The sequence below is a fragment of the Burkholderia sp. E168m15 genome, from assembly GCF_016586105.1.
Classification (GTDB): Bacteria; Pseudomonadota; Gammaproteobacteria; order Burkholderiales; family Burkholderiaceae; genus Burkholderia; species Burkholderia orbicola.
Genome location: NZ_BCPO01000153.1, coordinates 1 through 12,765, shown reverse-complemented (window position 1 = coordinate 12,765; position 12,765 = coordinate 1). Strand labels below are relative to the sequence as shown.

At 69.1% G+C, this 12,765-nt stretch carries 12 protein-coding genes; 2 read left to right on the top strand and 10 right to left on the bottom strand.

What is annotated here, in order from left to right; all coding sequences use genetic code 11:
• Positions 1-453: 453 nt before the first annotated feature.
• The gene (locus tag JMF86_RS22475; RefSeq protein WP_011548045.1) at positions 454-861 is read right to left on the bottom strand and encodes a DUF427 domain-containing protein; all 408 of its coding nucleotides are present in this window, start codon (positions 859-861) and stop codon (positions 454-456) included.
• Positions 862-1,228: 367 nt separating this feature from the next.
• On the opposite strand from JMF86_RS22475, the gene JMF86_RS22470 reads away from it, so the two are divergent.
• Complete coding sequence (locus tag JMF86_RS22470) at positions 1,229-2,890, top strand: ABC transporter substrate-binding protein (protein WP_011548044.1); 1,662 nt, start codon at positions 1,229-1,231, stop codon at positions 2,888-2,890.
• A gap of 49 nt (positions 2,891-2,939) precedes the next feature.
• Here JMF86_RS22470 and JMF86_RS22465 read toward each other — a convergent pair whose 3' ends face one another.
• From JMF86_RS22465 to JMF86_RS22430, 8 genes are all read right to left on the bottom strand, one after another.
• The gene (locus JMF86_RS22465; RefSeq protein WP_011694694.1) at positions 2,940-3,887 is read right to left on the bottom strand and encodes a TauD/TfdA family dioxygenase; all 948 of its coding nucleotides are present in this window, start codon (positions 3,885-3,887) and stop codon (positions 2,940-2,942) included.
• A 157-nt stretch (positions 3,888-4,044) separates the two neighbouring features.
• Positions 4,045-4,998 (bottom strand): TauD/TfdA family dioxygenase, encoded by a 954-nt coding sequence (locus tag JMF86_RS22460; RefSeq protein ID WP_011694695.1) that lies wholly within the window; start codon positions 4,996-4,998, stop codon positions 4,045-4,047.
• A gap of 148 nt (positions 4,999-5,146) precedes the next feature.
• The gene (locus JMF86_RS22455) at positions 5,147-5,992 is read right to left on the bottom strand and encodes an ABC transporter ATP-binding protein (protein ID WP_011548042.1); all 846 of its coding nucleotides are present in this window, start codon (positions 5,990-5,992) and stop codon (positions 5,147-5,149) included.
• A gap of 40 nt (positions 5,993-6,032) precedes the next feature.
• Positions 6,033-6,848 (bottom strand): ABC transporter permease, encoded by an 816-nt coding sequence (locus JMF86_RS22450; RefSeq protein WP_011548041.1) that lies wholly within the window; start codon positions 6,846-6,848, stop codon positions 6,033-6,035.
• 35 nt (positions 6,849-6,883) lie between these two features.
• Positions 6,884-7,726: an ABC transporter permease gene (locus JMF86_RS22445; protein ID WP_011548040.1), complete on the bottom strand. Its 843-nt coding sequence runs from the start codon at positions 7,724-7,726 to the stop codon at positions 6,884-6,886.
• Positions 7,727-7,747: 21 nt separating this feature from the next.
• Positions 7,748-8,815: an ABC transporter substrate-binding protein gene (locus JMF86_RS22440; RefSeq protein WP_041489405.1), complete on the bottom strand. Its 1,068-nt coding sequence runs from the start codon at positions 8,813-8,815 to the stop codon at positions 7,748-7,750.
• A gap of 103 nt (positions 8,816-8,918) precedes the next feature.
• Positions 8,919-10,166: a glycosyltransferase family 87 protein gene (locus tag JMF86_RS22435; protein ID WP_011548038.1), complete on the bottom strand. Its 1,248-nt coding sequence runs from the start codon at positions 10,164-10,166 to the stop codon at positions 8,919-8,921.
• A 6-nt stretch (positions 10,167-10,172) separates the two neighbouring features.
• Positions 10,173-11,270: a glycosyltransferase family 2 protein gene (locus JMF86_RS22430; RefSeq protein ID WP_011548037.1), complete on the bottom strand. Its 1,098-nt coding sequence runs from the start codon at positions 11,268-11,270 to the stop codon at positions 10,173-10,175.
• A 308-nt stretch (positions 11,271-11,578) separates the two neighbouring features.
• Here JMF86_RS22430 and JMF86_RS22425 point away from each other — a divergent pair, with 308 nt between their 5' ends.
• A complete protein-coding gene (locus tag JMF86_RS22425; protein WP_011548036.1) occupies positions 11,579-11,953 on the top strand; it encodes a phage protein NinX family protein in 375 nt (124 codons plus the stop codon).
• Between the two features lie 21 nt (positions 11,954-11,974).
• Here JMF86_RS22425 and JMF86_RS22420 read toward each other — a convergent pair.
• The coding region (locus JMF86_RS22420) for an ABC transporter substrate-binding protein (RefSeq protein ID WP_201317153.1) at positions 11,975-12,765 on the bottom strand (791 nt) is incomplete at its 5' end.

The window sequence follows — 12,765 nt, the reverse complement described above, 5'->3', positions numbered from 1 at the left end:
GGCCGAGCGCGAGGATTGCGACGAAGCGGATACTCGACGTATTCGCGAGGAGCATGACGCGGCGATCGGCCCTTCTGGGGGCCAGCCCCGCGAATGAATTTTTCCAAACAGGGGAACGTGCCTTTCCGCCCACATTGCGGCGTCGTGCGTCGCTTGTTTGGCACGGCCAAACGGCGCTCCTTACTCCTTGCACTGCGGGCGGAAAGGCACGTTCGCAAACCCGTTATTAGCGTGAACACGCCCTAAGGCGTCCTGCTGGCGGGTTCACGGGTCGCGCGCGAAGGTGGCGCGGGCGCAGGGCCGGGCCGGATGCGGGCGACGCGCGCAACGGGCCGGCCCACGCCGGAGTCGAGACGATACGGCCCGGCGGGACGACGGCCAACCAATGAATCCGCATATGCAAATCAGCGGCCGGACGATACGTGAATGGCGACGCGGCAGGGCGCCCCGCGCTCACGCGGTGACGAGCAGGCTTTCCTCGATCGAATCGACGCGGTCCGGATAGAACGCGAGGTGCCCGCGAATCGATTCGACGGCCGGATTCGGATGCTCGTATGTCCATACCGCGTTGGTCGAGCGTTCGCCGCCGGCCGGAATCGAGTAGTACGCGCAATCGCCCTTGTACGGGCAGTAGGTCGCGTGATCGGTGCGTTCGAGCAGCGACATGTCGGCGTCCTCGCGCGGAATGTACAGCACGGCCGGGTAGCTGGCCTCGCGCAGCACCAGCGCGTGGCGCGTATCGGCGACGACCTTGCCGGCGACCTTCACGACCACCCGCGACGAATGCGGTTCGATCAGGATCGGATGATCGGGGCCCGGCGACTTCACGGGACGAGAGGGCGTATCGGGGTTGATCGACATTCGTGGTCCTCCAGAAAGAGCGGCGCGCTCGGACGCGCCGTGCCGGCACCTGCGCGCCGGGCGGATTCCCGCGCGCCGGTGCCGGCGTGGGCCAACCGATACGATGCACCCATTTCGCGGAGCCTGCAGGGGGACGGAAGGGCGCCCGCGGCCGTGCGCGAATGGCGCGGTCTCATGACGGGGGCCGGGCGTCGCGGCGGGGTGCGCGAGCCTGTCCGCGGCGCTCGCATGGACATTCTCATGCAGCGGCAGCGGGATGCAGCCATGACGATAAGCAACGCGGAATTAATTGGTAAGCGATCGGCGGGCGGCGCGCGAAGATCGACGGTCGTCATTCGCATGGCACCTCTTTCTTTCCTCCGTCACCATGAAGAATCCTTTCGTTTCGTCAACCGCGCGCCGATCGCGCGGCGTATCGCCCGCCGGCGCCGCGCTTCGCTGCATCGCCGCGTCGTTGCTGCTGGCCGGCGCCGCGACGCACGCGCTGGCGGCGCCCACGGGCAAGACGCTCGTGTACTGCACCGAAGGCAGCCCGGCCGGCTTCGATCCCGGCCAGCACACGACGAGCACCGATTTCGATGCGAGCACGTACCCGGTCTACAACGGGCTCGTGCAGTTCAAGCGCGGCACGCTCGACCTCGAACCGGCGCTCGCGACGAGCTGGGACGTGTCGCCCGACCAGCGCACGATCACGTTCCACCTGCGGCGCGGCGTGAAATTCCAGACGACCGCATGGTTCAAGCCGACGCGGCCGTTCCAGGCCGACGACGTCGTGTTCACGTTCCGCCGGATGCTCGACCCGGACGATCCGTTCCGCAAGGCCTATCCGGTCAGCTTCCCGTATTTCAGCGATCTCGGCTTCGACCACAACATCGACCGCATCGAGAAGGTCGACGACTATACGGTGCGCTTCGTGCTGAAGTCGCCCGACGTCGTGTTCGTGCGCAATCTCGCGATGGCGTTCGCGTCGGTGCTGTCGGCCGAATATGCGGGGCAGCTCGCCGCGCGCCATCGCGAGTCGGACATCAACCAGTTCCCGGTCGGCACGGGGCCGTTCGTGTTGCGTACGTACCAGAAGGATGCGCTGATCCGCTACGACGCGAATCCCGACTACTGGAAGCCGGACGACGTGAAGCTCTCGCGCCTCGTGTTCGCGATCACGCCCGATCCGGCCGCGCGGCTGCAGAAGCTCGTGGCCGACGAGTGCCAGGTGTCGGCGTTTCCGCGACCGGCCGATCTCGAGACGGTGCGGCGCGACCCGAAGCTGACGCTGTTTTCCGGGACGGGCTTCAACGTCGGCTTCGTCGCGTACAACACCCGGCATCCGCCGCTCGATCGCGTCGACGTGCGGCGCGCGCTCGACATCGCGATCGACAAGACGGCGATCATCAAGACCGTGTTCAACGGCGACGCGACGATCGCGACGAACCCGATGCCGCCCGCGCAATGGTCGTACAACCCGCGCCTGAAGGACGCGCCGCGCGATCCGGCCGCCGCGAAGGCCCTGCTCGCGCAAGCCGGCTTCCCGAACGGCTTCGACCTGACGCTATGGGCGATGCCCGTGCAGCGCCCGTACAACCCGAACGCGCAATTGATGGCGCAACTGATCCAGCAGGACTGGGCGAAGATCGGCGTGCGCGCGAAGATCGTCAGCTACGAATGGGGCGAGTACAACCGCCGCGCGAAGCATGACGGCCAGCACGACGCGATCCTGTACGGCTGGTCGGGCGACAACGGCGACCCCGACAACTGGCTCGGCACGCTGCTCGGCTGCGAGGCGGTGCACGGCAGCAACCTCGCGAAGTGGTGCAACAAGGACTTCGAGCAGCTCGTGACCGCCGCGCGGTCGAACGGGGACGTCGCGAAGCGCACGGCGCTGTACGAGCAGGCGCAGGTGGTGTTCAAGGAGCAGGTGCCGTTCACGCCGATCGCGACGTCGATCGTGTCGTTGCCGATCTCCAGGCGCGTGCACGGGCTGACGTTCTCGCCGCTCGGCGGGCACCGGTTCGATGGCGTGTGGCTGGATTGAGGGAAGCGGAAGCCGGCGCGTTCGTGCGCGCCGGCGTTCGCCGCGTCAGTCAGTTGAGTGCGACGGCGGCCGCGGCCTCGACCGGCGTGCCTTCGAGCGCGACCGACGGGCGGCCGTCGGGGCCGACCGGCACGTCGCCGATGAGCGTCGTGCGATACAGCTGGCGATCGAAGTCGAGATCGAAGATGTCGACGGGCGCGAGATGCGCGGTCGCGCGGTTGTCCCAGAACGCGATGCTGCGCGGTTCCCACTTGAAGCGGATCGTGAATTCCGGCCGCGTCACGTGCTCCCACAGCAGTTCGAGCAATGCCTGGCTCTCGCGCGGCGTCAGCCCGACGATCGTTTTCAGGAAGCTCGGGCTCACGTACAGCGCGCGTTCGCCGGTCTCCGGATGCACGCGCACGAGCGGATGCTCGGTCACGAGCGGGCGACGCTCGACGGCGTCGTCGAATGCGCCGGTCGCGCGCGCGCCGGGCGGCGGCGTGAAGCGATGGATGCCGCGCAGGGTATCGACGAAGCCGCGCAGCGGCGCGGACAGCGTTTCGTACGCGCGTACGAGGTTGGTCCAGTGCGTGTCGCCGCCGTACGGCGGGATCGTCACGCCGCGCAGGATCGACGCCCACGGCGGGTTCACGGCCGCCGTCACGTCGGTGTGCCAGCCGGTCCAGGGCCGGCGCACCGGTTCGCCTTCGAAGCGCGTCGCCTTGCGATGCTTCGCGATCGAATAGACGGCCGGATGGCCGTCGACGTGCCCGAACACCGGGTGGCCGACCGTCGGCTCGCCGAACTGCGCGGAGAACGCGACATGCTGCTCGTGCGTGAGGAATTGTTCGCGGAAGAAGATCACGCGCCATTTCAGCAGCGCGGCGCGGATCGCCGCGATCTGCGGCGTGGTCAACGGTTGCGTGAGGTCGACGCCGCGGATTTCCGCACCGATATGGGCGGACAGCGGGATCACGTCGACCGGCTGGGCGGCGGGTTCGAGTAGGGCGCTCATGCGACGCTCCTGGCGGAAGTGAACGGGGAAGAGGGACGACATCGTTGCGCGTGCAAGTGTCGGTCCGGTGGTGCGAGTTTCATGGCGGGTGTCCTCCAGAGCGGAGCGCGGCGGCGCGCGGAAAAGAGCGCCGCCGCGTGACGTGGGTACGTCGACGTTATTGCAGCGTGGCGCCCGGCCCCTTGAGCAGGACGCTCTGGCGGCCGTCGATGCCGACCGGCACGTCGCCGTGAACGGTCGCGCGGCGCACGACGCGGCGTGCATCGCCGTAGTCGTTGATCGCGTAGTGCTGGGTCGCGCGGTTGTCCCAGATCGCGACGTCGCCTTCCTGCCAGTTCCAGCGCACGGTGTTCTCGAGGCGCGTCACGTGTTCGTGCAGCACCTGCAGCAGGTGCGCGGAATCCTGCGACGACAGCCCCTTGATCTTCTGCACGAAGTGCCCGAGCACGAGCGTGCGTTCGCCGGTTTCCGGATGCACGCGCACGACCGGATGCTCGGTTTCGTAGACGGTCGACGTGAATACTTCGCGGTAGCGCTTCAGTTGCGTATCGTCGGCATGCACGTGCGTCGACGCATAGTCGTACGCGTTCGTATGCAGCGCCCACAGCGTGTCGGCGAGCGCGCGCAGCGGGTCGGGCAGATTCGCGTACGCGGTGGCCGTGTTGGCCCACACGGTATCGCCGCCGAACGGCGGGATCACGACTGCGCGCAGGATCGAGATCTTCGGGTACGCGTCGACGAAGGTCACGTCGGTGTGCCACGAATTGGCGCGTGCGCCGTGCGCGGAATCGAGTTCGAGCAGGGCAGCGCTGCCGTCGACGGACGGCACGGTCGGGTGCGCGACCGTGTCGCCGAAGCGGCGGGCGAAGGCTTCCTGCGCGGTGTCGTCGAGATGGTGCTGGCCGCGGAAGAACAACACCTTGTGGCGCAGCAGCGCGGCGTGGACCGCATCGAACGTCGCGTCGTCGAGCGTGGCCGACAGCCGCACGCCGGAAATTTCGGCGCCGATCCGGCCGGCGACCTGGCGAAGCTGAAGCGGGACGGCGGCCGTGCGCGGCGCGGCGTGAGAAGCAGGCGAAGGCGAATGAGCGGCGTGCTGGACTTCGGACATCGGGAGTCTCCTGGGAGTCGGGTCGGTCGAGTCTCCATTCAAGCAGGCGCCGCGCGGAACCGGAACCGATGAATCGTCACAACCTTAGCGTGCGCGCTGCGATGAACGATATGTGTCGTGATGCTGAACGATCCGGCGCGTCATGCGCTTACCATGCGAGCCGCCATTCGCCGATCCGGTGCGGGCGCGCGGCGTCGAGGCGCTTGCCGCCGGAACCGTCGTCGTCCGGCGGCTCGCTGTCGTCGAAATCGGCGAGCACGGTGTCGCGCAAGCGCGCGAATGCCGGCGAATCGCGCCGGCGCGGGCGTGGCAGCGCGACGTCGACGATGCGCGCGATGCGGCCCGGACGCGGCGCCATCGTGACGACGCGGTCGCCGAGATAGACGGCTTCGTCGACATCGTGCGTGACCAGGATCATCGTGATGCGCTCCTGTTCCCAGATCCGCAGCAGTTCGTTCTGCATCTTCGCGCGGGTTTGCGCGTCGAGCGCGCCGAACGGCTCGTCGAGCAGCAGCACGCGCGGCCGGTTCACGAGGCCGCGTGCGATCGCGACGCGCTGCGCCATCCCGCCCGACAACTGGTTCGGAAACGCGTGCTCGAAACCGTTCAGCCCGACGAGCGCGACGTGCTCCGCGATCGCGCGCCGTTTCGCGGCGGCGTCCAGCGGCGCGTTGCGCAGCGCGGCGCCGATGTTCTGTTCGACGGTCAGCCACGGGAACAGCCGGTGATCCTGGAACACGATGCCGCGCTGCAGCGACGTGTCGCGCACGCGCTCGCCGCCGGCGTGGATTTCGCCGGTGTAATCGGTGTCGAGCCCGGCGACGAGCCGCAGCAGCGTCGACTTGCCGCAGCCGCTGGCGCCGACGATCGTGACGAATTCGCCGGCGCGCACGTGCAGCGACACGTCGTCGAGCACGGCGAGCGCCGCGCCGCGTTGCGCGTAGTGCTTGCTTACATGGAGGATGTCGAGCGAATCGGAGGCGAGAGTCGTCATGGCGGTCAGGAGAAGGGAGCGATATGGAGGGAACGGGCGCTCAGCGCGTCAGGTCGCCGCGCCGGGCCAGCACCTTGCGCTCGATCGCCCGCGCGGTCGCGTTCAGTGCCCAGCCCGTCACGCCGACGACGATGATCCCGAACAGCACGAGATCCATCCGGAACTGCTCGCTGCCGTCGATCAGCGTGTTGCCGATCCCGCTGCCGGCGACGAGCAGGTATTCCGCGCCGAGCGTCGCGAGCCACGAATAGATCAGGCCGAGATACAGGCCGGTGAAGATAGACGGCAGCGCGGCCGGCAGGATCACGTAGCGGATCAGCTGAAGCCGTGAGTAGCGCAGCGCGCGGGCGACGTCGACGTACGTGCGCGGCACCGCGTGAATGCCGTCGCAGGTATGGGCGGCGACCGGCAGCAGCGCGGCGAGCGACAGGAACACGACCTTCGCGACGTCGCCGAGCCCGAACCACACGGAAATCAGCGGAATCCACGCGAACAGCGAGATCTGCTTGAACGTGTCGAAGCTCGGGCCGACCATCCGCGCGGCGACGCGCGACAGCCCGAGCACGGCGCCGAGCAACAGCCCGCCCGTCGCGCCGATCGCGAACCCGCACGCTTCGCGCGCGAGCGATGCCGACAAGGCACGGCCGAGCGCGCCGCTCGTGGCCTGCGCCCACGCGGTGTGCAGCACGTCGGCGGGGCTGACGAACAGCCCGCTTTTCACGAGGTGCGCGGAAGCGAGGGCCCACCAGCACGCAAGTGCGGCGAGCGGCAGCACGAAGCCGCGCCAGTCCGGTGCATGCAGGCGGCGGTCGGCGGTGGCGGGCGGTGTGGCTGACGGTGTGGCGGCGTGCGACACGGGCGACTCTCCTTCGATGGGGCGGGCGGCCCGGTTCAGCCGCGAAACGCGGACGGCACGCCGCGGCGCAGGCGCGCTTCGAGTGCGTCGAGCGCCCGGTTGATCAGCAGGCCGACCGCGCCGACCACGACCACGGCCGCCATCACGAGATCGAGCTGGAACAGTTGCCGCCCGTACACGATCAGGTAGCCGAGCCCTTCGGACGACGCGACGAGTTCGACCACGACGAGCGCGAGCCACGACTTCGTGAATGCGAGCCGCACGCCGGTCGCGAGCGTCGGGATCGCGGCCGGCAGCACGACGTGGACGATGCGTTGCCGGCGCGTGTAGCCGAACCCGCGCGCGACTTCGTCGAGGGCGGGCGGCGTCTGGCGGAATCCCTGCAACGTGCTCAGCGTGACCGGGACGAGCGCCGCATGCGCGATCAGCAGGTACTTGAGCGGCTCGCCGACACCGACGAGCAGCAGCAGGAACGGCAGCCAGCCGAGCACCGGAATCTGCACGAGCGCATTGAAGCTCGGCAGCACATAGGCTTCCAGCGTGCGCGACAGCCCGAGCGCGACGCCGATCGACACACCGAGCAGCGTGCCAGCCGCGAAGCCGACGAGCACCCGCTGCAGGCTGATCAGCGTGTGACGCGCCAGATCGCCGCTCGACGCGAGCTCGGCCAGCGTGTCGACCACGCGTTCCGGCGGCGGCAGGATCTGCGGCGCGATCCAGCCGCGCGCGCTGCCGACGCTCCACAGTGCGAACAGCAGCGCGGGCAGCACCCACGGCGCGAGCTGCCATGCGAGCCGTTTCAGCGCGGCCGAGCGGCGCGGCGGCACGGCGAGCGGGTGCGATTCGGACGACGGGACGGAAAACGCGGTATCGCTCATCGGGGCGGGTCCGGTCGGGTGTCAGGTGAGGGGCTTGCCGGCGGCGTCATGACGCGGCCAGTAGTTTTCGAGTTTCAACGTGCGCAATGCGTTGTCGAGATACTTCGGCTCGAACCAGCCGTCGACGTCGACCGGCTGGCGGATCAGCTTGAGGTTCAGCGCATCCTGGGCGACCGCCTTGTAGCGCGCGACGACGAACGGATCGATCAGCGGGGACAGGCGCTCCTTCAGGCGCTGGTTCGCATAGTCGGCCTGCCACGACGAATACGGCACGCCGCTCTTCGCCCACAGCTTGAACAGCGCATCGCGGTTCGCCTCGTCGGACGACCATTGCGCGCCCTTCACGAACGCGGTGACGACGCGCTGCACGATGTCCGGGTGCGCGCGGTCGAAATCGTCGAGCACGAGCAGGTGGGTCTGGCGCGTCAGTTGCGGGCCGTCGTTCTGCGATTCGTAGATGATCTTCGCGAGGCCCGCGTCGCGCAGCTTGTACAGCGCGTAATCGCCCACCGACGCGTCGATGCCTTTCGATGCGAGTGCGGCGAGCGAACTGGCGGCGTCGAGGTTGATCACGCGCAGGTCGCGTTCGCCGAGGCCGTTCTTCGCGAGCGCGTTGTCGGCGACGAGCTGCAGGTTGGTGCCGCGGAAGATCGACACGCGGCGGTCCTTCAGGTCCTTGATCGAGCGGATCGTCGAGTCGGGCGGCACCGCGATCTTGATGCCCGAGCGCACGCTCGCGGCGAGCAGCAGGCGGGTCTTGATCCCGTTCGAGCGCGCGAGCACGGCGGGCAGGTCGCCCTGGTACGCGAAGTCGAGCGCCTTGTTGGCGATCGCCTCGTTGACGGCCGGGCCCGCACCCTTGAAGAACAGCCATTCCACCTTGATGCCGTCGGCGGCGAATTCCTTTTCGACGAGCTGCTGCAACTGCACGGTGGCGGCGCTCGATCCGCCGAACGTCGGGGGATCGCCGGCGCCTTGCTGGGCGACGCCGATGCGGATGGTGGCGGGCTTGTCGGCGTGCGCGGCGGCGGCCGGCAACGCAAAAAGGGACGCGATCAGCAGCGATCGCAGCAGGCGCAGTGGGAGCATGAATCGATGGATCCGGAACGTTGGAGAACGAGGCCGGGCCGCAGCCCGTCGGGTCATTCTCGATGACGCCCCGGGGCCGGACAAGCAACGATTTGAACTATGCTTATCGTCGCGCGGGGGATCGCGGGAGGGCGCGGGCGCGCTGCAGGAGCACGAGCAGCGCGGTCGCCGTGACGGCAGGCCCGATCTGCGGCAGCGTCAGCCAAGGATTCAGAAACTCGTACATCGGCAGCGCCCACATGACGGCGACGACACACTGCTCGCCGCGCCGCCAGCCGTACTGCGTGCCGATGGCGATCATGCATGCGATCGGGATGCACAGCCACGACAGTTCGTAGTGCCAGACATACGGATTGGCGGCCAGCGTCGCGACGACCAGTACCGCACCGCGCAATCGTGCGTCCCGGCTGCGGCGCCAGACGAAGCACGCCGCCGCGAGCGCGATCGCCGCGATGACGGCCTGACCGGCGTACGCGAGGGCGGGCGACAGGCCGGCAAGCCGAAACGCCGCGAACGGCGTCGGCGACGCAAACCAGAACGGCACGCCGTGCTCGATGATCAGCGAACGCAGCGCGCCGGCGTTTTGCAGGAACAGGCGCAGCGGTTCCATGCCGCCCGCCGCGATCCCCAGTGCGGTGATCGCGGTCGCCCATGCGGCGGCCCACGCGAACGCGCGCCACGCACGCGCGGCAATCAGCACGAACGGGAACAGCAGGGCCAGTTGCGGCTTGACCGACAGGAGTCCGATACAGAGGCCGGCCAGCAGCGGCCGCCGGTCGACGAAGTACACCGCGAGCGCCGCGCACGCCGCGGTCAGCATCGCGTTCTGTCCGTACATCGCGGTGACGAACACGCCCGGGCAGGCGAGCAGCGCGAGCCAGCCGATGCGCGTCGCGCCGGGCACCGCGCCGAATCCCGACACCCGCCACACCGCGAGGCCGAGCAGCACGATGCCGAGTACGACGAACACCGGATAGCTGACCGCGTAGGGCAGCAGCGCGAGCGGTGTCGCCGCGAGCAGATACGACGGCGGGTACAGCCACGGCAGGAACGCATGGCGGCCGGCCAACGGGAACAGCGTGGCGAGTTCGCGCGAGAACGCGGGGATGTCGTAGGCCAGCCACGGCGAGCCGTGGAGCATCAGATGGGACGCGGACCAGAACACCATGTACCCCGAGCCGGGGCGAAACGTGCCGGGGTCGGTCGAGTGAAAGCCGATCCAGAGCAGGATCGCGGCCAGCAGCACACCGATCACCAGCATGACCGCGCTGTAAAGCGCGATGCGTCCGGGCGTGAGCCAGGGGCGGACGGGGCGTTCGTCGCGCCGGATCGACGAGCCGGAAATATCCATGCGGCGCTACTTGACCGACAGATTGCGCGACGCCTGCGCGCCTGCCACGACCGTCTGCCGGCGCCGGGCCGTCGCGATGCGCCGGACCGGAAACTGCAGCAGTTTCGAGCCGTCCGGAGACGCGGCGTGCCGCGCGGGCTGCTGGCCGGCCTGCGCATCGGCCCGGTAGCGGCGCCGCACGAGGTAGACCGGGCGCTGCTTCGATTCGTGATAGATGCGGCCGAGGTATTCGCCGATCACGCCGATGCCGATCAACTGGATGCCGCCGACGAACAGCATCACGGAGATCAGCGACGCGTAGCCGTGCACCGGGTTGCCGAACAGCAGCGTGCGCATCACGATGTACGCGCCGTAGACGAACGACAGCACGGCGAACGCGAGGCCGATGTAGGTCCACACGCGCAACGGCACCGTGCTGAAGCTCGTGATGCCCTCGAGCGCGAAGTTCCAGCGCCGCCATCCGGAGAATTTCGAGCGCCCGCCGCTGCGCGCCGCGCGCGTGTATTCGATGATCTCGGTACGGTAGCCGACCCACGCGAACAGGCCTTTCATGAAACGACGCCGCTCGGGCAGGGCCCGCAACGCATCGACGACCTGGCGATCCATCAGCCGGAAATCGCCGACGTTCTCCGGCATCTCGACCTCGGAGAGCTGGTTGTGCACGCGGTAGTAGAGCGCGGCGGCCACGCGCTGCATCAGCGGATCGCACCGGCGGTCGGTGCGCTTCGCGGCGACGACCTCGGCGCCCGCGTGCCAGCGTTCGAGCATCGCGGGGATCAGGGCCGGCGGGTCCTGCAGGTCGGCGTCGATCAGGATCACGGCCGCGCCGGCCGCTTCGTCGATGCCGGCCGTGAGCGCGGCTTCCTTGCCGAAGCGCCGCGTGAGATCGACGATGCGCACGCGCGGATCAGCGACCGCGATGTCGATCAGCTTGTCGAGCGTGCCGTCGCGGCTGCCGTCGTTCACGCAAACGATTTCGAAGCGCGCGGTGCCGATCGCTTCCAGTATCGGAACGGTGGTCGCGAAGAACGCATCGATCGCTTCTGCTTCGTCGTGAAACGGCACGACGAGCGATACCAACGGCTTCAGGGTGTGCCTGGACATACGTCCCCCGTGAGATCCGGTCTGCGCCGCATCGTCTGGTCCTGTCGTCGCCGGGTGTGCGAAAACGGGTCCGGATCGGCGCGTATGTTGTGTTTGTAATGGCCTCGGCGGCGTGCCGCGAGCCGGGCGGCGAGCCGTCAGATCATTCTACGCACGAATGACACGCAGGTGACAGCGCGCGCGGGTTTGTTCGGGGCGGGTTTCCGCGATGCAGCGGCTCGCCGGGGAGCGCTGCGGCGCCGGTTACGCGTGCATCCGCAACGGTTAGCATGTCGTCGGTAATGACGATGACGATGACGGAGACGGTCATGCAAGTCCAGGATCTGACAGGCGCGCGGCTGGATTACTGGGTCGCGATCGTGGAAGGCCACGAGGCGCCGCGTGCCGACGCGTCCGGATGCACGTCGATTCGCGCGGCGGGCGGCGTGCCGACGCCGTTCGCGCCGTCGTCGTCCTGGGCGGACGGCGGCCCGATCGTCGAGCGGCTGCCGTTCGCCGCGTTCGAGCGCGACGGCGGGCGGGGCGCCTGGCGTGCGGTGCTGCACCGCGCCGTACCGGCCGCGGGCGAGCGCTGCACGTTCAACCAGGCGGGGCCGACGTTGCTGGTCGCCGCGATGCGCACGCTCGTCGCGTCGACCTTTGGCGACGACGTGCCGGATCTCGATATGGCGCGGCCGCGCTGAACGCGCCCCGCCTGGTCCCGCTCAGGCCGACACGTTCCGGATGGCGATCGACGCGACGTCGACGCGGCGCGGCAGGATCGCATCCGCGGCCGCGCGATCGGCGACACGCTGCAGCACGTCGATGTCGGCGCCGCTGAGGCTGCGCTGCGCGAGCGCGGCCCGGCGCGCGATGTCGGTGGCCGCGTCGGGCGGCAGGCGCGTGAGCGACGCATAGACGCTCGCGTAGTCGGCCGGGTGCGCGAGCGCCCATTGACCGGCGCGGGCGAGCCGCGCGAGCACGTCCGCGAGCGCCGCGCGCTTGCCGCGATCGTCGAGCGTTTCGACCGGCGACGTCAGGAACGCAAGCCCCGAATTGATGCCGCTGCCGTCGCGGACGATGCGCGCACCGCGTCGCACCGCATGCCCGTAGTACGGATCGAACGTGGCCCAGATGCCGATCCGCTTCGCCTCGAATGCGGCGAACGCGTCGACCGGCAGCACGAAGCGCACGTCGACGTCGCGCGGGGCGAGCCCGTGTTCGCGCAGCGCGCCGTACAACTGGTACTGCGAGATGCTGCCGCGCGCCGACGACACGACGACGGTTTGTCCTTTCAGGTCGGCCACCGTGCGGACCGGCGAGTCCGGCTGCACGACGATGCCGAGCGACGCCGGCGAGCCGACGCGCGTCGCGACGATCCGCAACGACGGATCGCCGAGCGCGGCCGTCAGCACGGGCAGGTCGCCGGCCGGTGCGAGATCGATCGCGCCCGCGCGCTGCGCTTCGAACAGCGGCGCGGCGCCCTGGAAGTTGGCCCAGCGGAACCGGTACGGCG

Bases quoted from the DNA above. Each gene is read 5' to 3' on its own strand.
- JMF86_RS22435 (WP_011548038.1), bottom strand. From the start codon at position 10,166: ATGGATATTTCCGGCTCGTCGATCCGGCGCGACGAACGCCCCGTCCGC.
- JMF86_RS22445 (WP_011548040.1), bottom strand. From the start codon at position 7,726: ATGAGCGATACCGCGTTTTCCGTCCCGTCGTCCGAATCGCACCCGCTC.
- JMF86_RS22460 (WP_011694695.1), bottom strand. From the start codon at position 4,998: ATGTCCGAAGTCCAGCACGCCGCTCATTCGCCTTCGCCTGCTTCTCAC.
- JMF86_RS22440 (WP_041489405.1), bottom strand. From the start codon at position 8,815: ATGCTCCCACTGCGCCTGCTGCGATCGCTGCTGATCGCGTCCCTTTTT.
- JMF86_RS22465 (WP_011694694.1), bottom strand. From the start codon at position 3,887: ATGAGCGCCCTACTCGAACCCGCCGCCCAGCCGGTCGACGTGATCCCG.
- JMF86_RS22425 (WP_011548036.1), top strand. From the start codon at position 11,579: ATGCAAGTCCAGGATCTGACAGGCGCGCGGCTGGATTACTGGGTCGCG.
- JMF86_RS22430 (WP_011548037.1), bottom strand. From the start codon at position 11,270: ATGTCCAGGCACACCCTGAAGCCGTTGGTATCGCTCGTCGTGCCGTTT.
- JMF86_RS22455 (WP_011548042.1), bottom strand. From the start codon at position 5,992: ATGACGACTCTCGCCTCCGATTCGCTCGACATCCTCCATGTAAGCAAG.
- JMF86_RS22470 (WP_011548044.1), top strand. From the start codon at position 1,229: ATGAAGAATCCTTTCGTTTCGTCAACCGCGCGCCGATCGCGCGGCGTA.
- JMF86_RS22475 (WP_011548045.1), bottom strand. From the start codon at position 861: ATGTCGATCAACCCCGATACGCCCTCTCGTCCCGTGAAGTCGCCGGGC.